Here is a 23,426-nt window from a genome sequence, read left to right on the forward strand (position 1 = left end):
TTCTCTTATTCGTAACGGATGGAAGTTGCCGGATGGATGCGTGTAATCAGGAATGATGGGCCCAGCAACATCAGGACCGAAGCCAGCAATGTGCCGGCATTCAGCAGCAGGAACAGCCAGATATTGAAAGATACCGGAACAGTAGCCATGTAATAGGTTTCAGGGTCGAGCTTGAACAAGCCGGACCAGCGCTGCACGAAATAGAACGCAAGGCCGATTATGTTCCCCCAAAGCATGCCTTTCCCAATGAGGAAGACCGAAAACCAAAGGAAGACTTTACGGATGGTAAAGTTATTGGCTCCCAAAGACTTCAGCACGCCTATCATGGAGGTACGCTCTATGATGATAATCAGCAGGCCGGATACCATGGTGAACCCCGCCACTCCAATCATCAGAATGAGAATGACCCAGATGTTGACATCCAAGATGCCCAGCCAGGCAAAGATTTGGGGATTGAGCTGCTCTACATTGCGGACGCAATACTCGGCACCATAGCGGTCGGGATTCTCGTCCGTATCGACAGCTATCTCATAGGTGGTTTCTTCCAGCTTGTCATAATCGCGTATTTCCAGCTCCACACCGCTCACCTGGTCCGGCTCCCAGTTGTTCAGGCGATTCACCAAATAGAGGTCGGTAAGCAGGAATAGGTTGTCGTATTCGGAGAAGTTGGTTTGGTAGATACCTACAATCTTCAGGCGGCGAGCACGCACATCGTCCTGGATGAAGTAGGTGTCTATCTTGTCACCGAGTTTCAATTGCAGCTTGTTGGCAAGAGACTTTGAGATGACTACGCGGTTGGACGAAGCGGAATCGCTGAATTGCGGAAACTCCCCCTCCAGCAGATGGCGGTGGAAAAAGGTGCTGTCATACTCCTGCCCCACACCTTTCAGCACCATTCCCTGAAAGGCATCGGTGGTCTTTATCATCCCCGGCTTGGTGGAGTAGCGTTGTACATGCTTCACTTCGGGATAATCGGAAAGCGCAGCCATCATGCTGTCGCCCACCACCACCGGGCGCGTCTCATAAGAGCGTGCAGCATCCAGGTTGCCTATCTGGATATGGGCACCGAAACCCACGATTTTATCCCTTACCTCGCTCTTGAAGCCGACAATGACGGACACGGCAATAATCATCACCGCCAGTCCGAGAGCAATGCCCACCATGGCAATAAGGACAGCCGGACGGGAAACTTGCTTGCCCGGCTCCGAGTTGCGATAAATGCGCAACGCTATAAAGCGAGATAAGTTCATAAATTAATCCCTAATCCTTCATTTCTCTTCCCGGATAGGCTTCCAATGCTTTTTGCAATACAAACAAGGCGCGGTTCAAGTCGTCTTTCTTCAGTACGTATGCGATACGCACTTCGTTGCGACCGGAACCCGGCGTAGTATAGAATCCGGACGCAGGCGCCATGAATACCGTCTGTCCCTCGTATTCGAACTCCGACAGACACCAGGCACAGAACTTGTCCGAATCATCTACTGGAAGCTTTGCCACCGTATAGAATGCTCCCATCGGGATGGGCGAATATACGCCCGGTATACGGTTCAATCCGTCAATCAGGCATTTACGGCGTTCTACATATTCATCGTATGTGTCGCGCAGATAATCCTCACCGGCATCCAGCGATGCTTCTGCGGCAATCTGGCCAATCAACGGAGGACTGAGACGTGCCTGGCAGAACTTCATGACAGCATCCCGGATTTCCTTGTTCTTCGTTATCAGGGCACCGATGCGGATGCCGCACTCCGAATAGCGCTTGGACACGGAATCAATCAGCACCACATTGTTCTCAATGCCCTCCAGATGGCAGGCAGAGATATAGGGAGAACCCGTATAAATAAATTCACGGTACACCTCGTCCGAGAAGAGGAACAAATCGTACTTCTTCACAAGGTCGCGAATCTGGTTCATTTCACGGCGTGTATAGAGGTAACCCGTAGGATTGTTGGGATTGCAAATCAAAATAGCACGCGTGCGCTCGTTAATCAACTCCTCGAACTTCTCTACCTTGGGCAACGAGAAACCCTCTTCGATGGTCGTGGCAATGGTGCGTATCTTGGCTCCGGCAGAGATGGCAAACGCCATATAATTGGCATAGGCCGGCTCGGGAACAATGATTTCATCCCCCGGATTGAGGCAAGCCAGGAAAGAGAACAACACCGCCTCCGAGCCGCCGGAAGTGATGATGATGTCGTCTGCAGTCAGATTGATATTGTACTTTGCATAGTAACCCACCAACTTCTCGCGGTAACTGCGATATCCCGCACTGGGACTGTATTCCAGAACTTTCCGGTCGATGTTCCGTATCGCTTCAATCGCGACTTCCGGAGTAGGCAGGTCGGGTTGACCGATGTTCAGGTGAAATACATGTATACCCCTCTGCTTGGCAGCATCTGCCAGAGGAGCCAGTTTTCTGATAGGAGATGCGGGCATCTCCATTCCGCGAATAGATATTGTTGGCATGAGGTTTATTTACTATTTGACGATTTATGATTTACTATTTAATAGAGTATTTATAGGTGATATTGCTATCACTTTATCATTAAAGTTGCAAATGTAGCGAATTATTTGAAACCAAAAGGAAGGCAAGACCATAAAAACTTTAAAAAACTTATCTATCGTAAAAACTCTATGATATGTAAACAGAAACTTGTATCTTTGAAAAAGCAAACGAGCCAAGTAGAATCAATTGTAAATAGTAAATAGTCAAATAGTAAATAACACCATGGTCATCAACCTTATAACTTTTGCTTCCATACTGCATAAACAAGCATCAGTCCGTAGCTCCCACGAAGTGATATTGACTGAATTGGAAAAATACTTTACCGTCAACTTCATTGATTACAAAGACATAGACAAGTTATCACCCGATGACTTCAGTATTATATTCATTGCCACCGGAGGTGTGGAACGGCTGGTAATCCAGCATTTCGAATCCCTTCCCCGCCCCGCCATCCTCTTGGCAGACGGCATGCAGAACTCACTGGCCGCCGCTCTCGAAATATCTTCCTGGCTGCGCGGCCGGGGAATGAAAAGCGAGATTCTTCACGGAGAGCTCCCCGAGACCATCAAGCGTATTTTTGTCCTGCACAGCAATTTCGTGGCACAACGCAGCCTTTTCGGCATGCGCATCGGCGTAATGGGCACTCCGTCCAGCTGGCTCGTTGCCAGCAATGTGGATTATCTGCTTGCCAAACGCCGCTGGGGTATCGAGTACACAGACGTCTCATTGGACCGCATTTATGAATACTACGGACAGATAACGGACGACGAGGTGGGCGAAGCATGCGCCGGACTGGCAGGAAAAGCGCTTGCCTGCCGAGAGGCAAGCCCCGAAGACATGATAAAAGCCATGCGGCTGTATCGAGCCATCAAGAGGATTGTAGAGGAAGAGCGACTGAGCGCCATTACCCTCAGCTGCTTCCGCCTGATAGACCAAACGGGAACCACCGGCTGCCTTGCCCTTGCCTTGCTGAACGACGAAGGAATCATTGCCGGATGTGAAGGCGATTTGCAATCCGTCTTCACCATGCTGGCCGTAAAAGTGCTGACGGGGAAAAACTCCTTCATGGCCAATCCTTCCATGATAAATGCCCGTACCAATGAAATCATATTGGCACACTGCACCATCGGCATCGCACAAACGGAGCAGTTCATCATACGCAACCATTTTGAGACGGAAAGCGGCATCGGTATTCAGGGAATCCTGCCGACGGGAGATGTAACCATCGTAAAATGCGGAAGCGAAAGCCTGGACGAATATTACTTGAGCACCGGCACGCTTGTTGAGAATACAAACTACATCAATATGTGCCGCACCCAAGTGCGGATAAAAATGAACTCCCCTGCCGACTATTTCCTCAAGACACCGCTGGGCAACCACCACATCATGCTGTATGGCAATTACGAGGATATATTGGAAGAGTTCCTGCAAGCCAATGCCTGCAAACGGATTGAATGATTACTCGTTCGCATCCGGTATCACCACCTCGAAACGCGTTCCTTTTCCCAACTCTGAGGAGACCGAGATAGAACCATGCAGGCGGTCTACGATGGTCTGGCAAATGCTCAGCCCCAAACCGGCGCCCTGCGTAAAGCTGTCTTCTTTGTAAAAGCGTTCGAAGATATGTTTCTGGGCGTCTTCAGAGATACCGCTTCCCGTGTCTTCGACAAAGATGGTGGTATATCCTTCCCGGTTCGTGACATAGCCGAAGGTGATGCTGCCCGTTACCGTGAATTTCTTGGCATTGTTTATCAGGTTGTTCACGACCTGCTTCAAGCGGACGGAATCGGTGATGACCAATTTGTCTTCCCCTTCCGGAATCTCTATACGCAGCTCTACATCCCGAGGCATACTCAGACGCTGGGATTCATGGACCTCCTGCATGATAAACGCCAGGTTGAATGCTCCGAACTTAAAGTCCATCGTGCCCGATTCTATGCGCGAGAGGTCCAGAATATCGTTTATCAACGCCAGCAGCAATGTACAGTTGATGTTGATTGTTTCGACGAACTGCTTTACCTCTTCCGGAGAAAAAGCGTCCAAATCCTTCAACAAATCCGAGAAGCCGACAATGGCATTCAAAGGGGTGCGTATCTCATGGCTCATATTGGCAAGAAACGCAGATTTGAGCTTGTCGGCCTGCAAGGCACGGTCACGTGCGGCAATCAAGGCCTCTTCCGTATCCTTGTAACGCTGGATGCTCTGGCATACTCCCAATACCATGTATGGGGTATCAACCGTCAGTCCGTCATAAGCGGTACTGCGGAACTCCCACCATTCATAGCTCCCATCCGCACTCTTCAACCGGAAACTCATCCGTGAATTGATTTCATTGCCCAACAGAATGGCATCAAAATTCCTGCGCGTATGCAGCAAGTCTTCCGGATGTATAAGGGTGTCCATCTCATCACGTGCCAACAAGTCCGTATCACCGGTATACCCGAAACGGCGCAGCAATCCACCCGGGAAATGGAAACGGTTCATATGCATGTTGTACTGCCACGGATAAATGGAGCTTTCCTCCACCGCCATATTGAAGAAGCGTCTCTGCATCTCTTCTTCGGAGATATTGCGGCATACAATCGCCATTCCCGTCATCTTTTCATTGGCAAAGATAGGTACTACCTCGCCGGAAACGGGGAAATACGTTCCCTGATGGTTTTCCTGCATGAAGGCTTTCTCCGGAATAGAAATAGGTCTCTTTCCGGTACGTACTTTCTTCAACAAGTCCTGCAGGATGTTTTCTCCATTCATGTAAATCCTGAAAATGGAGCCGGCCATCTGCCCTTCATAGAAACGGGACGTATAGGTTTCGGAAGAAAGTCCCAACATCTGTAACAACGGACGGTTGACAAAATGGATGCGCAGGTCGGTATCATACGTAATCAAGCCGTCGCGAATGGAACAGAAGATATTGTCGAACTCGTCGCGCTGCTCCACCAGGCGGTGCTGTATCAACAAGCGGGTCTGGGCATGTATGCGCTTACGCGACTCCCTGCGGTTGGCACGGAAAAGCCAGGCAACCAGCAGCACCAATGCCCCGACAATCAGCGAATAGAACAGAATGAACCAGACACGGTAACGCTCCATCAACGGTATATTCAAAATGATGCCCTTGCTCTCCGCACGGTTCGTGTCCACACGGAAAAACTGCAACTGTTTGTAATCGAACAGCAACTTGCCCCCAAAGTCCTTTACTTCCAATGAGGCGGGTGACTTGCCCTTCAAAATACTTGCAGCCTGCCGGCCGGCAGCAAAAGCATCCTCTCCGGGAACGGCATCATACACACACAGAACACCGTTCGTCATAGCCAGGTTCTGGCTGGTAAACACGGGGGCCTTCAACTTCAAGGAAAGAAAGGGAATCCATTTGGGAGCAATGACAATATGCTTGTAGGCATTGTAGTCATAGCAAATGGAAGTGATGATAGAGTTCAAGGACTTGGCCTGCACATTCAGCACTTTCAACTCATGCTCCGGATAGTTGCTCTTTATGCGTTCCCAGGATTCCTCCACAGCCTTAACCCCTTTAAGGCTCAGGAAACTGCTGTCGGACAGACAGACCAACTCCCTGCGGGAAGGAAACATGCGGACAGCCGCATCCAGCAAGACATCGAAATCCGTTTTCGAAACATAGCCGGAGACGTTGGGCATTCTTTCAAAGACTCTCTCATCCGGGTATTTGATACCCGAAACCACTACCGGTATCTGATAAGGCAGGGAATCACCGCAATGGGTCAATGTGAAGAAAGCCTCATCGCTGGAGGTCACAATCAAGTCCGTTTTCCGTTGCCTGGCACGCTCGCAGATGCGGCGCATGATGAAGCACTCGGAAGCGAAAGACCAGTAATCGGCATTCAGATATTCAGTAGTGATATTGGCTTTAACTCCCCCCTTGTCCAGTCCGTTCTCCAAATTTTCTGTCAGAAGGCTGTGCCAAGGAGTATTTTTTGTATAGGACTGTATGAAAAGTACATTGTACGTACGTTCCGTAGCCGAAAGTGTTCCCGACATCAACCACAACAAGCCTGCAAACAATGGAAAGAAAAGGCGTTTCATCATAATATAGATTTTGTATACTCAACGCAAAACTCTTATTCGTCACGCAAATATACAAGTTATATTGAGAATGAGCACAGATTATTCAAAAAAAACTCACTCATCGTGCAATGCTTCGGCAGGCTGTACCTTCATGGCCCGTGAAGCCGGATACCAGATTCCTGCAATCACCATCAATGCCATCAATATCCAGACAATAGAAACGCATATGACAAATCTCCCCCAAGTGGCATCCGTGGCTTCCGTAAAAGTGACATCTGCCATAACCATATTGATACATATCATCAAAGCGGGGATGGAAGCAAGTGCCAACAGCAGCAACCCTTCACCCAGCAATTGCCAGCGTATTCTTCCGCGGCTGCTGCCCATGGCCATGCGCAAAGCAATCTCGCTGCGGCGATGGCGGGTACGGAACCAAAAAGTTCCCATCAGCCCGATGAATACATTGAAAACAAAGAATATCACAATGAGCCTTGCGCTGCGGATATACGGGGTGATTCCTTCGGCAGCATCCCGCTCTATCTTCTGGTCCTTATAGCTCTGTATGTCGAAAAGATAGAATGGAGCGACCTGCAGCTGCGACATCATATCCTGATAAAAACGAGCTGCAAAATTATCCGTATCCGCCTCCGGACGTATCCGTAGGGAGATGAACGGGAGGTACTGGTCCTCATAGAACCAACCGGGGAAAGGAGTCAGGACAAAAGGTCCGTAACGGGCATAGTCATCCGTCTTCTGCAAGGCACAGACTGCAAAGACACGGTAACGGAGACCTCCGCTGTAATAATCCAGAAACTCGCGGCCCACCGCCCCGGCACTTGTCTGAAAAAGACTGTCTGCCAAATCACGGGTCACCACGGCAGGCAGAGGACTGGCAGTGGAATTCCAATCCGAGACATTCCCCTGCAACAGCGGAATGCGCATGACGTCGAAATATTCGGGAGACACATAGCGCACTGTAGTCTCGACAACATGCACGCTGTCCGTCGTATACCCCTGGTAAACACGCCCGCGGGTATAAGTATCGGTACCCAGCCACGTGGCAGCACTTTCCACTGCAGGATATTGCCTGATACGCCGGAGCACTTCCTCCATCGGCTTGAACCAGAAGGTCTGCAGGCTGTCTTCCGACGTGCACGGCACTATCTGTGTGGGATTGCAGGAAATCCTTATCTTATAGACATGCTCCAAATCATACCCCTTAGGCTGCCGTTCTGCATGGGCAAAGCCATAGAGTACATCCACACAATACCACATCAATGTAAATACAATCAACAGCTCGGCAAACAGCCAGCCGTTACTGCGGCGCTGGTTCCATATCTGGTGTAAAATAGAATGTATCATACTCGTTACTGTTTTAATTGGGATTCGTTTATCCGCTCATTCTCCGCCAAGAACCTCGGCTATAGGGCGACGGGTGGCATGCCAGGCAGGAATAAACACAGAAAGCAGGTTGAACAACAGACACACCACCAATACAGCCACGAAAACCGCAGGACGGAGGAAGAGCCAGACGCTTACATCAAAATTCGTTCCGGGAGCACCATCGCCAAGCATCCAGTCCTTACCCAGCCATAGGAATATGCACGAAAAGAGAAAACCGAGCAATGCGCCGGCAAATGCCAAGGCCAGGTTCTCGCGGAGCAACTGCACCATCAAGGTAGAACGGCTGGCGCCGTATGCTTTCCTTACCGCAAGCTCAGCCATGCGACGGGACATTTGCGAAGATATAAGTCCGCTGACATTGATAGCGGGCACAATAAGCAATATCAAACCCAGGATGATGCAGGTTACGGCAGGACTCATCGTGTCATTACGGAAGAACTGCCGTTCCGTATAGGTGCTGAGGTCGGGAAGCTCCAGTTCATATTCGACCAGTATCTCGTTGAAGCGGGCAAGCGACTGTTCTATCTGCCGCTTGAGTTCCTCTCTGCCGACACCGGGCTTGACAAGGGCCACAGCCTCGAAATCTCCCCGTAGCCCTTCACTGCCCAGACCGGAATCCCGGGTGGAATAAGGCATCCACAACTCTCCATAGGCAAATGTGAACAGAGAGCTCACATCCTTGGTGACCCCGACAATGCGCTTAGGGCGAAAGTTGACAAAATAATTTTTGCCAATGGCTGCTTCGGCAGACCCGAAAGCTTCGCGAGCAAGCTGTTCGCCTATAACCACGACATCCCGGCAAGCATCGAACTCTTCGGTACTGAAAAGACGGCCCGCCACAAGAGGGATATCGTAGACACGCCAATAGTTCAAATCCACCTGACGAACCGTACGGCGCATTCCCCGCACGGGCGAATCCCCACAGTATCTAAGATAGGTAGGTCCCAGATAGGTGACAAGTTCCGCACCCGGAAGTTCTGCGAAAATAGCGTTGACAGCCCGATAAGACATGCCCGTATTGGAATTGCTGTGGTCGGACTTGCGGTAAGAGTATCCATAAGAGGAATATACCATACTACTGCGGCGCGACTCGGGAGCTAAGTCAGCCGTCTGGATGTCATACACCATGTAAATGACCATGACAAAGGTGATGCTCACTGCCGTACCGATGACGGAAACAGCACTGAAAAAGGGATTCTGGCGGATAAGAGCTAAAATTTGTTTCATAGCTTTCTATTCATCGTGCAATGCTTCGGCAGGCTGCACCTTCATCGCCTTGCGGGCGGGAATACCTATACCGATGACAATCATTAGGGCAATCAGCACAAAGCTGATGGCGGCACATAGCAGCAGGCGGTCCCACTCCAACGTCGTACCGTTCCTCCAGGAGTTCAACTCCAGGTGTGCAAGATTATAATCGATGAGCAATGCAACGGGGGTGACAATTGCCAACAACAATATCCCTTCACTAAGCAGCCGGCTGAAGATGGCACGGTCTGTCGCTCCATGCGCTTTGTGCAGTGCTATCTCCGAACGGCGTTGCTGCGTACGGAACCAGAATGTTCCGAGCAAGCCGAGGAAAATGTTCAGCAGCAGGAATCCCATACCCATCACATAGTTACGGATGTCATTGGTCCATGCCTGCTGGTAGTTGCGACGAATATCCTTGAAAGAACGTATCTCCGAAATGAAGATATTGCCTATGCGGAACTGGCTCTCACTGTCTGCCTTCAGCCTCTCAATGAAGTCATTGTCCTGCCCTTCACGGACGCGGACACAAAGTTCGAGACCGATATAGTAGAAACTCTGCTTCACCATCATGGAATATGAGCTTCGCGCCTGGTCATAATCGTGATAGCGTACATTTTGCAGTGCAGCACCCAGCCGGTAGGTCTTCGTAGTATCACCAAAAAGATAGAACCGCTGGCCTACGAGATCTGTCATCCGGCAGTCGTATTTCCGGTAGAGGTTATCCGAAGCCATAAACTCCCCGCGCTCCAACATTTCAGCCAATTGTTCGGGTGTCTCGCCACGCGTGCCCCGATAGCGGAATACACGGGGAAAGTCCGGTGTCACTAACCTGCGGATGGTCCAACCGGGAGAACGCAAAGTGTCATAGCTTACTTCAGCGCCTGAATTGCTTCCGTTGTAAGGATACGAATTCTGCGAAAGGCTGACCGCTTCTATCTCCGGCCGACGACGCAGACGCTCCAACAACTCGGCTATGTCATCGTGGGTCTGCTGAGAGGTATGCCCGGCTATGTAGTCGGGACTTTTGGGTGTCAGTTCCCCCAACTCTATAAGGTAGCAGTGCTCTATATTAAAGCCTCTCGGCTCCAGATAGGTGGCGGCGCGCGTGTAGAGATAGTCTACCACGTACCACATCACTACACTCACTACCAATAACTCCAACACCAACCATAGGTTTGAGAGCCATTCATTCTTTATCTGTGTAAGAAGTTTCTTAGTCATTTTCTTCAATGATTAATGTTTTGTGATGGAGTTATTTATGCAAACGTCCGCCCAATGCATTTACAATCCCTATTCTTGATGCACGCCATGCGGGAATACCGGAACTTAGTAAGTTTAGCACAAAGCAGAACAACAACGCCCAGCCAAAGGTGGAGCCATGCAGCAATATGCTCGCATCCACTGCCGGAGGACTCAGCGTCTGGCTGAATTCCTGCGCAAACAGCAGTGTATTTCCCAAATAAGCGAATGCTACACTCAGCAACAATCCCATCACCCCTGCCAGCAATGTCACCACCAGATTTTCTGCAATGATTTGCCCCATCAGTTCCAGTCTCGTTGAACCGAATGCCCGGCGCACACCAATCTCTGCCACACGCTGGCGCAGACGGCTCTGCGTCATCGAGCTGAGGTTGATGGCAGGAACAATCAGTAGAATGATGAAGATAATGAGACGCTGCCTGCGTGCCTGGTCCACGTCCGGTTCGATGTTGGCAGCCATTCCTGCGGCATTTTTCTCCTGGTCATAAGGACGGTTACGGTAAATCAACGAATAACCATTCTCGCCAATTACAGTGTCGTACTCCTGACGGCGGCGTTCCGTCTCCTCACGAATAGCAGGAAAATCATCACGGCTTTTCGCCAGAATGGTAACGCTCATCATCCCCATATGCTCATCACTCCATGTGCTTTTCGTTATCTCAGTAGAAGTATAGGGCACCCATACCTGCGCATAGGCAGTGTTGGCCAAAGTAGAAACATCCTTCACTACACCGGACACTGTATAAGGAGCATGGTTCAAAAGGAATTCGCGACCAACAGCCTCCGTTGTCTGGAATAACCTGCGCGCTACACTTTCCGTAATTACCGCTACGGGTAGTCCGGCATCGAATGTAGCCTGGTCATAAGGTTTCCCGGCAACAAAAGAGAAATCAAACACACGCCAGAAAGTATCATCTGTCTGCAACAGGTCGATACCCGTTGCAGGTTGTCCCGGCAGATTCACGGGGGTAGAAATGACCATACAGGTATAAATCGTTACTGCTTCGGGGGTCTTCAGCGATTTGAAGCACTCAAGCGCAGTCTTTATCCCCATCGGTCCGTTGGAACTGTTTCCCTCTCCCCAGCTTTTGTTGGTGATGCTCATATAATGCACATGTAGAAAGCGGTCGCGGTTGCTCTCCGGAGCAAACGGAGCTACCTTCACCTGCTGCATCATCACCACCAGCATGATGAGGAAGATGGCAAGTGCCGTACCGGCTATGCTGACGGCACTAATCATCGGTTGCTGCCGCAACTGTGCCCAGGCTTGTGTGAAGTATTGCTTTATCATATTGATATTTACGATTAGACGATTTACTATTTACGATTGGTGTTACCGCTACTCAACGGCCCACCTTCAGGTTACATGTATTCACTCCGCCTATGCCTCCTTTAGAAATGTCAGCATGCCCGGCAGTTCCGCTCAAAGTGACGTCACCCACACCACTCATTCTGGCAGTCAAATAATCGCAGACTACATGAATATCGGCGCTACCTACTCCGCGCAAAGCAACTTTCAGCTCGTCACACGTCAAATCGGATACATTCACTTCACCCACTCCCTTTACTTCAAATGACACCTCATCCAGTTTCAAGGGCTTCTCACAATTGAACTCCCCTACACCGGTAAACTCCACCTTCTTCAAATCAGGAGCCGAAATCCAAATGGTCACGCCATCTTTCTGATTTCTCATGCTCTTGTTTTTCCTATCCTTGAAGCCTATCAGCAGACAGCCGTCCTTCACTGTGGTTTCTGTATTCTTCACGTGCTTCTCCTTACCTTCAATCTTGAAAGAATAAGTGTCACTCTGTGTAAAATAAATTGTTCCCACAGACGTTATCTCAATGGACGAAAAGGCATCCACTTTGCGCACTTCACTCACTTTGGTATCTTGTGCATAAACACTCAGCATACCTACAAATGTCAATATCAATGCAATGATAATACCTACTATATTAGTTTTCATTTTTCTTCTTTTTTATTGTTAATCCTCTATTGTTTTTCATACTACTCTTCATGCAACGCCTCTGCCGGCTCAATCTTCATAGCCTGCCGTGCCGGAAACCATATTCCAATCACTACCATCAGAGCTATCAGTAACCAAGCCCCTAGAGAACCTGCAAGGAAGCGTATCACACTCCACTCTATCGGCCAAGTGGATATGAGAGAGGTACGTCCTATAGTAAATTCCGCCATCCCCACATTGTAGCATACAACCATGGCAGGCAATGTCACTAACGCCAATAACAGTAACCCCTCACCTATCAGTAAACGAAACACACCGCCACGCGTACTGCCCATCGCCATCCGTAGAGCTATCTCCGAACGGCGGCGGCGAGTACGGAACCAAAAGGTGCCTATTAACCCCAAAAATACATTCACCAGCAGGAAGAGCACCACCACAGCCTGACTGTTCACCTTATCCGTATCGCCATTCATCACCTCGAACTGCAACTGTTGTTCAGTATAGGGAGCGGCATCTGCCACAAACGCATTGTCCGTGTCCAGTTTAGGCGCTATTTCGCGCAGAAACTTCTCCCGATAATCCGGTCCGTCGGCAGCAGGCTTCACGCGGAAAACAATCTGCGACCAATTGTCGGCAAACTCTGCCTTAATCATATTCTCTCCCAAATGATAAAAGAACCAAGGTTCCTCAACTCCATAACGATAGGAACGGAAAGCACCGGTCTTCCCCATCTGCTTGATGATTGTAACAGAATCACCATTACCTAACGGCGTAGTCTGCGAAAACTCCGGCATTTTCTTACGAAAACGTTCAAAAGCGGCATTACTCAGTGTCACATTGTTCCATCCTGCGGGAGTGTCCCGGAACGGGTGACGCGGGTCCTCACTTATCCGGAAAACATCCATATATCCTCCAGTCGTATAAATACAGCGTCCTTGCACCCAGGAAGTATCTTGCACAACCAACGCATTGTAACTATTACTGCCACTCATCGGAAGGCTCCAATAACAAAGGGCAGCTGCCTCTACGGAAGGCTCTTGTTCCAATTTCGCCAATATACCCAGATATTTATCGGCATCAGTCAGACTCGTATCCCGACTTTCTCCACCTACAACGGTGGATAATTTATAGACATGTTCAATATTATAACCCAGCGGACGGTAGAAAGTATATTTCATGCATCCCAGTGAGTCACAGAGGAACCACATCACGATGAATACCAAGAACAATTCAGCCAATACCCAGCCGTTACTGCTGAAGCGTGCCTTTATCATACGTAAGTTATGTATCGTAAATTTCATATCAAGTACCTCCTTCTATTTATCATTCAAAGAATCTACAATAGTGTGCCGTGCCGCTATCCATGCAGGCAGTGCCGCACTCAACAGATTGATGACCACACAGAAAACAAATGCCAGCAGGAATACCCACGGACTAAACAGCGCCTCCATGTTCAAGCTGAGCTCGCCCGACGTACCCACATTCTGATTATTGGTGAACAGCCACATACGCATGGCATATACTGCCAAATAACTGAAAAGCAGTCCCACTACTCCACCCAGTAATGTCAACATCAGATTTTCGTTCAGTATCTGCCGCACAAGCACGCTTTTCGTTCCTCCAAAAGCCTTACGTACACCTAATTCGGTAATACGTTGCTGCATGCGGCTGTTACTCAAGCCACACAAATTGAGTGACGGTACCAACAAAATGATAAATAAAGCTACGGCATATTGAAGATAAAGCATTGTCAAGTCTGGCCCTACATTAGCCCATACGTGGTTGACGTGCGCCACGATATTGTCCGGCTGTTCCATGATGTCTATCTGTTTGTTGCCCAATCCGGCATTAACACGTTCCACCTGCTTGGCAATGCCCTCCCGGATGGCAGGAAAGTCATCAGATGTACGTGCCAATACAGCAATCTGCATGCCTCCCAAATAACTGTGGACTCCGGTAATTTTCAGTTCGTCGGCACTGTACATACCCCACACTTGTGCGTATGCATCCTTAGCAGTGACGGAAACATCTTTCACCACTCCCACGATACGTGCAAGTTCCCGGTTCAGCAGGAATTCCTGTCCCACTACATCTGTACTTCCATACAGTTTCCGCGCTACAGACGCACAGACTACTACAGCCTTGCTTTCTCCAGCACGGTCGGCTTCGCTGAAGCCGCGTCCGGCAAGAAACTGCATGCTGAACACTTTCCAGAAGTCGGGATCTGTCCGCATAGCATCCACTTTCACCCGATTGTTACCGTCAGTCAACGAAGCCAACGACAAACCGGCTGGGGAAAATGCCGTACAGTATTCCACTTCGGGCACCGGCTGCACGCATTCTTTCATAAATGCCGCCGAAGGATTACTCCAATTATTATTGCCGTCCTTTTCCTTGTCGTATACGTGCATAGCGGAAAAGTAAAGACACCGACTGCGGTTCACTTCCGGTTCCAAGTCAGCATATTTTGTCTGCCAAGTAATCACAATAGCCATAATCATGGTGATAGCAAAGGCCGTACCCAATATGGAAATCGTACTTAGCAGCGGATTCTGCTTCAAGATTGTAAAAGCTTGTCTTACGGTTTGCATTTCATTTATTGATAGTTGATAATTAATAGTTGACAGTTGGCTGTTAAGCAGTAATTATTCCACCTGACGTCCGTCGAAGAAGCGGACGGTACGTGAGGTCTGTTTGGCCTGCTCTTCATTGTGGGTCACCATCACGATGGTACGTCCGTCTTCCTTGTTCAGTTGATGCAACAGTTCCATGACTTCGGCACCCATCTTGGAGTCCAGGTTACCGGTGGGCTCATCGGCGAGGATTATCTCCGGGTTGCCGATAATGGCACGGGCAATGGCTACACGCTGGCACTGACCGCCGGAAAGCTGTGTAGGCATGTGACGCATGCGGTGGCTCAAACCGACCTTCTTCAATACCTCTTCCGCCAGATGACGGCGTTCCTTGGCAGACACCTTTCTATACAGCAAAGGCAGCTCCACATTATCCAGCACATTCAGCGAATTAATCAGATGGAAAGACTGGAACACAAAACCCAGCTTCTGGTTACGGAAAGCAGCCAGCTCCTTGTCCTTCATGCCGTCCACTTTCGTACCGGCTATTTCGATGGTGCCGCTGGTAGGTGCATCCAGTAAACCCATAATGTTCAGCAACGTAGATTTTCCACAACCGGAGGGTCCCATGATACTGAGAAATTCTCCCTTGTTCACTTCGAGGTTTACATTTTCCAATGCCACGGTTTCAATCTCGTTTGTACGATAAATCTTGTTGATGCCAGTTAACTTAATCATAATGGTAAGTATTTAATTGTTATTATTCTGTTCCGTTTCTATTCCGCACAATTTCTGTTTCAAGAGGTCAAAAGTTGTGCCAAAACCGTTTATTATTGATTATCTGCTATTTATACATGCAGTAAGGTGTCCGAAAATGAACACTTTGTCCGTTTTCATCTATTCGTCACGCAGAGCTTCCGTAGGTGGAATGCGGCTGATGTTGCGCGCTGGGATATAGATTCCCACCAACACTACCACCAGCAGTATCAGAAAGATGACGAGCGACACGAGCAGATAATGCGAGGTGAAATCCGACACCCAATAGCTCTCTGTACTCTCCACCCAATTCTGTCCTTTGGCCAGCCCTTCTTTCAGTACATATTGCAAATAAAGCAGAAAACCAGTCAGTGAAGCGACCACGGTCAATACCGTGCCTTCGCCCATCAGCAGGCGGACAATGTCACTACGTGTAGCTCCGAACGACAGCATCACTCCCACTTCCTCGCGCCTCGTACGTGTCTGCAACCAGAAGGTACCGATGACACCCAGGCAAAGATTCACCAGGAAGAAAGCCGCCATCGCCAGATTACGGCGGTAAATCGGTGTGGAATTGCTGGCTTCGCTCTCCGTTATAATCTGCTCATAGGAACGGACACTGCGAGCAAACAGATTGCCCCGCCTCATCTCCTTCACCATCCAAGGACGGAAATCGTGCAGAAAACGCTCCATGCTGACACCCTCTTTGAGACGTACCAGGATATGGGCACTTTCAGGGATATAACTTGTATCGATGGTAAGCATCGGCATAAATGCAACGGGGACGGGACGCCACTCGCTATACATCTTCATGGCTCCTATCGTACCGACAACCGGCATGTACAAGGTATCTCCATGGTCTCTGCTTATACAGCGTTTGCCATGCGCGTCTTTGGTATGGAACAACTGTTCGGCAGCATTCTCCGTCAGTACAATGTCATTCGGGGCATAGGCGTAGTCGGACAGCTGTCCGGGTGTCCGCCCCTTACCGGAACGGAAACCATACGTATCGAAAAAGTTCGTATGAGGCAAAAATTGTATCATCATAATAGATAAGGGAATCGTATCCCCTTCGGCAAACAATTGACTATTCGAACTTCCCGAAGAATTGGGATAACAGAATCCCAGCACGGGAGTGGCCGATTCCACACCGTCAAAGTCCTTGACATAACGCACCAAATTATAATAGTTGTCCACCAACGTAGCAGAGTCCTGCGCTTCGGCATCGTATCCCGGTGCCTGGGGCTGCAATGCGCCCAATGAAATGAGGCAAAGCCGCTCCGCATCATAGCCCAACGGGATATTACGATCGTGCGTAACCACAATCACCGGGTCCAATACAACCCAACTGATGATACTCACCAATATCAATTCGGCCAACAACCATCCGTTCTTGCGGCGGCGCGCCCAAAGATTCTTCCATATTAACTTAAACATACCAACCTCCCGTGTCTTATCGTTTTTCATTCAGTGAGTTCACAATCGGTTTCCGCAAGGAATACCACGCCGGTATAAGGGCCGACAACAGATTCAGCACGACGCACAGCGCCAATGCGGCGAGAAAAACCAGCGGAGCAAACAGCATTTCACCCGATACGCGGACCTCCACTCCTTCGGGTACCATATTCGGCCAGCTGTCGAATACCGTAAATATCCACTCGCGTCCCACGTAAAGTGCCAGCCATGCCAGCAGCAAGCCCAATGCTCCGCCCAGTGCGGTCAGCAGCAGGTTTTCCCACATCACTTGTGAAAGCAGTATCTTACGTCCGGCTCCAAACGATTTCCGCACACCCATCTCTGCCAGACGTCCCTCCATACGGCTCGATATCATGCCGCTCAGATTCAGGGCAGGCACCAACAGCAATACGAGCAGGACAAGCAGAAAGTGGCGCACTGTGGCCCAAAGGTCAAACTCCATACTTGCATAAGTCTTGAAGACACTCAACAGATGGGAGGTGGGCTGCTCCCAGAAATCTACTTTCCATTCATCGGGATGCATAAGATTCTCCTTGCGGCAGATTTCCTTTATCTCAGCCCGCAGAGCATCTCCCTGCTTACTGTCCTGCACCAGAAAGGTAGCACTGAAAGCTCCCAGATAGGGAAGGTCGTACTTGGGAGTGCTGTAATCGGGCGACACCGTATAAGGTATATAAAGCTGTGCATAGGATTTAGAGGTGAGGTAACTGGCACTGCGCACCACCCCACAAACCCGATAGTCGATATAGTTCAGGCTGAACGAGCGTCCTACGACCTCTTCCGTCGTACCGAACAAGCGGCGTGCCAAATCATCGGTAATGACAGCAGTGGAAATGCCACTTGCCAGGTCGGATGCCGTGAATGGACTACCTTCCAGGAATTGGAAAGAATATATCTTGAAAAAAGCAGGGTCTGTCAACTTTACCATAACCGGAAAATCACCGCTGCAGTCGGCAGGCTGTATATAACTGTTTTCCGACAAATCATTATGCAGCTCGGCCGAAACGACAAGGGCATTCTCTACGGGATAGAACCAGTCTTGCAGTGCCTTGTAGGAAACAGCCCATTGCATGGTCCTGGTATTGTTGCCGCTTCCCTGCGTGAATTTTGAATTGCTGAGGTAAAGCGTATTCATGCGGTTTGCCTCCGGATAGACGGGCGCAATCTTCGCATAATACACCACCGCCATAATCATTGTCATGGCAATGGCCAGCCCCGTACCCACAATGTAGAGCATGCTGAACAGTTTATTCTGCTTCAACAGCTCCCAGGCTTGTTTCAAGTAAACCTTTATCATTTTAGCTTCAACTTATTCTTGTTCTTATAGTTACTCATATCGCTCACCACCACTTCATCACCCGGTTGCAAGCCACTGACCACTTCTACAAACTCAAAGTTGGAATCGCCCAGCTGCACCTTGCGCTTTACAATTTCCTTGTCGGAATTGCGTACAAAAAGTTCATACTCCCCACGTCCCACATAATAGCTGGCATTGGCTATGCGCATCACGTCTTCCTTCACTGCATTCATCACATAGACGTCGGTTTTCAGACCGGAACGCAGTCGGCGGTTGTTGTCCTCATTCAACTGCACGGTAAAGGAGATGACGCCATTCTTTGAAAGCGGAGTAACACTGCTTACGGAACCTTCCAGCTTTTCGCTGCCAATCTTCACAATGGCCTTGCCGCCGGCAGCCACACGGTCACCGTAAGTATCGGCAATCTCGCCTTCCACCTTGAAGTGGCTCAAGTCGGAGATGACGGCAATCTGGGTCCCTTCAGGAACCTGGGCACCAATCTGATTGTTGATATAAGTAAGGATGGCCTTCCGGGGCGAACGCACCTGCGCATCGTCGAGCGTACGTTTGGTTTCGGCCAGTGTCTTCTGGAACATGCTGAAATCCAGTTCCTGCACTTGGTATTCTGCAGCCAGCACTTCCTTCTCGTTGGCATACTGCTGCTGTAATTGCTCGTATTCCAGTTGTGCTACGTTGTAGCTCAGTTCGGCTTGGCGCACTTTGTCGGTGGTGCCCGAACCGAGGCTATCAAGGTACTGCTCGTTACGCAGTTCCACCTTCATGCGGTCCAGCTTCATGGCGGAGACTTTGATTTTCATCTGAAGGTCGGTCAGTTTGGTCTGGTTGTCAAGTTTCAGCTGTTTCAGCTTGTAGCTGCGCATCTGCTCTTCATCCAGCATCTTTTTGTAGTCGGTTTCGGCACTCTGTAAGTCCAGTTTCAGGATAGGGGTACCGACATCCACACTATCACCACCTTTTCTGTACACTTCCAAAATGCGGGTATTAATAGGTGAATTTATAATTTCCTCGAATGCAGGAACCACTTTTCCGGAGGCACTGACACTGACTTCAATCGTACCCTTGCCTACTTTGGAGAATACAAGGTCTTTCTCCTTCACTCCCGTACGCATCAATGAAATGAGTACACTGACCACTACGATACCTGCCACGCCGATAGCACCGTAGCGGATGATTTTCTTATTGCGTTCTTTATTACGCACTTCTTTCGGAATTTCTCTATCCATATCTTTTAATTTTATTGTTTGCGAACATAACGCTTAATATATACTAAATCCATGCCAAAATCATAACCCCCTGAAAGTAAGCGAAAAGACAAAAAAGAAGGGTGTCCGTTTTCGGACACCCTGTACATTTTCGGATAGCTTCTTTATCTTAATCTCAAGCGGTCTCCCACCTCGGGCACGTATTCCGCATCCTTACGATTCATCTTATAAAGGTTCTTCAGACGAATACCGTACTTTTGGGAAATGGAGTGCATGGAATCGCCGTCCTTCACAATGTAGACAGTATGGGGTTTGGCAGCTTTCTTGCGCTTTTCTTTCAAGTAGATGATGTCTCCCACCTCCAGTGTATATTCTTTATGGAGGTCGTTGTATTTCACCAGTTTCTTCCAGCTGATGTCAAACTCCTTGCCCAACACCTGGAAGGTGTCTCCGTCGCGCGCCACGACATAAGCTATATCGTTGGCAATGTACACCTGATGCGGATTGGCCAGCCAAGGTTTCTTTTTCAGTTCCTTCTCCCAACTGCGGACATCGTGTTTGCTCATGCCACGGCTGTCGTACTTATACAGTTCATAGTCCTCAATAATGGTTATCAGGCGGTTGGCATACGACGGGTCGGTAGCATAGCCGGCCTTCTTCAAGCCGCGCGCCCAACCCTTATAGTCCGTAATCTTCAGTTTGAAAAGAAAAGCATAACGTGCTCCCCGTTTCAGGAAATCGGAATGGTCTTCATAAGAGTCTTTCGGATTGCGATAAGCGCGGAAACATTCATTGCGGGCATCGTCATCATGCCTCACCGTCCGTCCGCGCCAGTTGCCTCCACACTTGATGCCGAAGTGGTTGTTGCTCTTACGCGCCAGCTCGCTGTATCCGGCACCACTCTCCAACAGCCCTTGGGCCAGCGTGATGCTGGCAGGTATCTTATGACGTTGCATCTGCTCCACGGCAAGGGGAGCATACTGTTTGATATACTCATTGTAGCGGGCATTCCGGCGTTGTGCCTGCACTGTTGTAATGGAAATAAAAAGAAATGCTATGATAGCAGTCAGTCTGAAAATCCGTTTCATGCTTAAAATGTTGAGTTCTGCACAAAAGTCCGTAAAAGAATTGAAATAACCAATCTCTTTTCTATCTTTGTAACATTAATTACAATATAACCCTTTGCCTTATGAAAGAATTAAATATCGAAATCGCCGTCAAGATATACGACTATGAAGAACTGGATGCCGCCGACCGCGAACTGATGGATGCCGCCCGCGAGGCTACCAACCGCAGCTATGCCCCTTACTCCCACTTCTCGGTAGGAGCTGCAGCCAGACTGGCAAACGGTATTGTAGTGACCGGCACCAACCAGGAAAACGCCGCCTATCCTTCCGGGCTGTGTGCAGAACGCACCACCCTATTCTATGCCAACTCCCAACATCCCGACCAGGCAGTAACCACCCTCGCCATTGCTGCACGCAACGAGCACGACGAGTTCCTGGAGTCTCCCATCCCGCCCTGCGGCGCCTGCCGGCAAGTGATGCTCGAAACGGAGAAGCGCTTCAAGCAGCCAATGCGGGTGTTGCTGTATGGCAAAAAAGGAATCTACGAGCTGAAGAATGTGGGAGAATTACTGCCACTCTCGTTCGATGCTTCGGCCATGAAGTAACAGAACCAATAAAGTATTAACATCGTGTCTGCAGGAAGTTAATTTCTTGCAAACACGATATTAACTTCTTGCCGACACGATATTAATATCGCAAAAAGCCTTTGTTATTCAGTGGAAATCATTACCTTTGCGCCCACTAACCAATTAATTCCACCGATGAGAATATCCGACTAAAGACAACACATTTCGGTAAACATCACTATCAACATGCTTTTTCAGACTGAACGCTGAGCATCACCTATATAGATGTTTAGCCAATACTGTGTTTGTCTGTACCCCTCCCCTTCGAGAATTTCAATTTCGGGGAATGCTTGCATCTCCCCTATCATTCTTACTTCTAAAAACACAGTAGAAACTTATGAGCTTTATCATTAAAGACCTTAGCTATATCCATGCAGATAAGGAAATCTTGTTTTCACACCTCCACTTGAGTATCAACTCCGGAGATAAAATAGCCCTGACCGGAAATAACGGTTGCGGCAAGTCTACCCTCATGCGCATTTTGGCAGGAGACTTGTCACCAAGTTCGGGAACGGTGCTACGCCCCGAACATCTGTACTACGTGCCCCAGCACTTCGGACAATACGACCGGCAGACAATAGCACAAGCTTTGGGAATCAGCCACAAGCTATCTGCCCTGCATGCCATCCTAAGCGGTGACGCTACCGAAAAGCACTTCAATACGCTCAATGATGACTGGAACGTGGAAGAACGCGCCCAGACTTCTCTCGACAGCTGGGGACTGGACGGTATCCCACTCTCCCGTCCGATGGAAGGACTTAGCGGCGGCGAAAAGACCCGCATCTTCCTGGCAGGCATGGAGTTGCACAACCCAACAGCCATCCTGCTGGACGAACCGACCAACTATCTGGACGCGGATGGACGGGAACGTCTGTATAACTTGATACGACGGACATCGGCTACCGTGCTCGTCATCAGTCACGACCGCACGCTACTGAATCAGTTGCCTGCCATCTGCGAACTCTCCTCCCAGGGATTGACGTATTACAGCGGAAACTACGACTTCTACAAAAAACAGAAGACCCTGCAACAAAACGCCCTCACCCAACAACTAGAAGAGAAGCAGAAAGCCCTGCGCCTTGTACGCAAAGTGGCACGCGAAGTAGAAGAACGGAAGGCCAAACAGAATGTGCGGGGAGAAAAAAACTCCATTAAAAAGGGGATTCCCCGCATCATGATGGGAGCACTGAAAAACAATGCGGAAAACAGCAGTAGCAGACTCAGCAGCATACATGCGGAGAAAGCGGAAAAGCTGCAGACGGAAATGGCAGGCATCAAAAGTTTACTGTCGCAGACGGACAAGCTGAAAACAGACTTCAACACCTCCCATCTGCATACGGGCAAGATTCTGATTACGGCAAGGAACGTCAACTTCCATTATCCCGACCATACAGCCTCCCCCGCAGAAACACCCCACACGGAGACGGCTGCAAAGAGTCTCTGGGCTTCTCCCCTCACCTTCCAGCTAAGAAGCGGCGACCGCCTCAGCCTGAAAGGAAAAAACGGCAGTGGAAAAACAACCCTGCTGAAACTCATCATGGGCGAATTGCACCCCACCGACGGAGTGATGGAGCGTGCCGGCTTCACCTCCGTCTATCTGGACCAAGAATACTCCCTCGTCCGTAATGAGCGCAGCGTACTCCAACAAGCAGAAGCTTTCAACCACCGCCACCTGCCGGAACATGAAGTGAAAACCATCCTCAACCGTTACCTCTTTCCCCGCGACGTGTGGAACAAGCCGTGCGGCAAACTGAGTGGCGGCGAAAAGATGCGCCTCTCCTTCTGCTGCCTGATGATTGCCGACAATACCCCGGATATGTTCATTCTGGACGAACCCACCAACAATCTGGACATCGAGAGCATAGAAATAATAACGGCAACGATACGCGACTACGCCGGCACCGTAATTGCCATCAGCCACGACCGGGAGTTTCTGAAAGACACCGGCATCGAACGGGAGATACTTTTGGAATGAATCA

The 23,426-nt window shown here is 49.4% G+C and carries 18 protein-coding genes; 3 read left to right on the forward strand and 15 right to left on the reverse strand.

What is annotated here, in order from left to right; translation table 11 throughout:
* Positions 1–5 precede the first annotated feature (5 nt).
* Positions 6–1,250 carry an ABC transporter permease gene (locus DW039_RS11470; RefSeq protein ID WP_119958268.1) on the reverse strand — a complete coding sequence of 415 codons (1,245 nt, stop codon included), beginning with the start codon at positions 1,248–1,250 and terminating at the stop codon, positions 6–8.
* A 10-nt stretch (positions 1,251–1,260) separates the two neighbouring features.
* Positions 1,261–2,466, reverse strand: a complete 1,206-nt coding sequence (locus DW039_RS11475) for a pyridoxal phosphate-dependent aminotransferase (RefSeq protein ID WP_005837410.1) — start codon at positions 2,464–2,466, stop codon at positions 1,261–1,263.
* 262 nt (positions 2,467–2,728) lie between these two features.
* Here DW039_RS11475 and DW039_RS11485 point away from each other — a divergent pair, with 262 nt between their 5' ends.
* The gene (locus tag DW039_RS11485) at positions 2,729–3,964 is read left to right on the forward strand and encodes a fucose isomerase (RefSeq protein WP_005831144.1); all 1,236 of its coding nucleotides are present in this window, start codon (positions 2,729–2,731) and stop codon (positions 3,962–3,964) included.
* Here DW039_RS11485 and DW039_RS11490 read toward each other — a convergent pair whose 3' ends face one another.
* From DW039_RS11490 to DW039_RS11550, 13 genes are all read right to left on the reverse strand, one after another.
* Positions 3,965–6,568 (reverse strand): PAS domain-containing sensor histidine kinase, encoded by a 2,604-nt coding sequence (locus tag DW039_RS11490; RefSeq protein ID WP_120381964.1) that lies wholly within the window; start codon positions 6,566–6,568, stop codon positions 3,965–3,967.
* Between the two features lie 93 nt (positions 6,569–6,661).
* A complete protein-coding gene (locus tag DW039_RS11495) occupies positions 6,662–7,909 on the reverse strand; it encodes an ABC transporter permease (protein ID WP_120381965.1) in 1,248 nt (415 codons plus the stop codon).
* Positions 7,910–7,945: 36 nt separating this feature from the next.
* A complete protein-coding gene (locus tag DW039_RS11500) occupies positions 7,946–9,178 on the reverse strand; it encodes an ABC transporter permease (RefSeq protein ID WP_055288606.1) in 1,233 nt (410 codons plus the stop codon).
* 6 nt (positions 9,179–9,184) lie between these two features.
* Positions 9,185–10,423, reverse strand: a complete 1,239-nt coding sequence (locus DW039_RS11505) for an ABC transporter permease (protein ID WP_008664742.1) — start codon at positions 10,421–10,423, stop codon at positions 9,185–9,187.
* Positions 10,424–10,454: 31 nt separating this feature from the next.
* A complete protein-coding gene (locus tag DW039_RS11510) occupies positions 10,455–11,753 on the reverse strand; it encodes an ABC transporter permease (protein ID WP_005831154.1) in 1,299 nt (432 codons plus the stop codon).
* Positions 11,754–11,805: 52 nt separating this feature from the next.
* On the reverse strand, positions 11,806–12,429 hold the full coding sequence (locus tag DW039_RS11515) for a GIN domain-containing protein (protein WP_005837414.1): 624 nt from the start codon (positions 12,427–12,429) through the stop codon (positions 11,806–11,808).
* Between the two features lie 41 nt (positions 12,430–12,470).
* Positions 12,471–13,730 carry an FtsX-like permease family protein gene (locus DW039_RS11520; RefSeq protein WP_005831158.1) on the reverse strand — a complete coding sequence of 420 codons (1,260 nt, stop codon included), beginning with the start codon at positions 13,728–13,730 and terminating at the stop codon, positions 12,471–12,473.
* Positions 13,731–13,745: 15 nt separating this feature from the next.
* A complete protein-coding gene (locus DW039_RS11525; RefSeq protein WP_009038276.1) occupies positions 13,746–15,020 on the reverse strand; it encodes an ABC transporter permease in 1,275 nt (424 codons plus the stop codon).
* Positions 15,021–15,074: 54 nt separating this feature from the next.
* Positions 15,075–15,740, reverse strand: coding sequence for an ABC transporter ATP-binding protein (locus tag DW039_RS11530; protein ID WP_005831162.1), 666 nt, complete (start codon positions 15,738–15,740; stop codon positions 15,075–15,077).
* Between the two features lie 159 nt (positions 15,741–15,899).
* Positions 15,900–17,195, reverse strand: a complete 1,296-nt coding sequence (locus DW039_RS11535; protein ID WP_120381978.1) for an ABC transporter permease — start codon at positions 17,193–17,195, stop codon at positions 15,900–15,902.
* 16 nt (positions 17,196–17,211) lie between these two features.
* A complete protein-coding gene (locus DW039_RS11540) occupies positions 17,212–18,531 on the reverse strand; it encodes an ABC transporter permease (protein WP_057282095.1) in 1,320 nt (439 codons plus the stop codon).
* Positions 18,528–19,775 carry an efflux RND transporter periplasmic adaptor subunit gene (locus DW039_RS11545; RefSeq protein WP_061411533.1) on the reverse strand — a complete coding sequence of 416 codons (1,248 nt, stop codon included), beginning with the start codon at positions 19,773–19,775 and terminating at the stop codon, positions 18,528–18,530. The genes DW039_RS11540 and DW039_RS11545 overlap by 4 nt, the downstream gene beginning before the upstream one ends.
* 143 nt (positions 19,776–19,918) lie before the next feature.
* Positions 19,919–20,842: a glucosaminidase domain-containing protein gene (locus DW039_RS11550; protein WP_008664751.1), complete on the reverse strand. Its 924-nt coding sequence runs from the start codon at positions 20,840–20,842 to the stop codon at positions 19,919–19,921.
* Positions 20,843–20,943: 101 nt separating this feature from the next.
* Here DW039_RS11550 and cdd point away from each other — a divergent pair, with 101 nt between their 5' ends.
* Together cdd and DW039_RS11560 are read left to right on the forward strand one after the other, a co-directional pair.
* On the forward strand, positions 20,944–21,426 hold the full coding sequence (gene cdd, locus DW039_RS11555; protein ID WP_005837423.1) for a cytidine deaminase: 483 nt from the start codon (positions 20,944–20,946) through the stop codon (positions 21,424–21,426).
* A gap of 358 nt (positions 21,427–21,784) precedes the next feature.
* Positions 21,785–23,422, forward strand: a complete 1,638-nt coding sequence (locus tag DW039_RS11560) for an ABC-F family ATP-binding cassette domain-containing protein (protein WP_120381966.1) — start codon at positions 21,785–21,787, stop codon at positions 23,420–23,422.
* The last annotated feature ends 4 nt before the right edge of the window (positions 23,423–23,426 follow it).

It is taken from the genome of Bacteroides sp. AF39-16AC (assembly GCF_003602735.1).
Classification (GTDB): Bacteria; Bacteroidota; Bacteroidia; order Bacteroidales; family Bacteroidaceae; genus Bacteroides; species Bacteroides uniformis.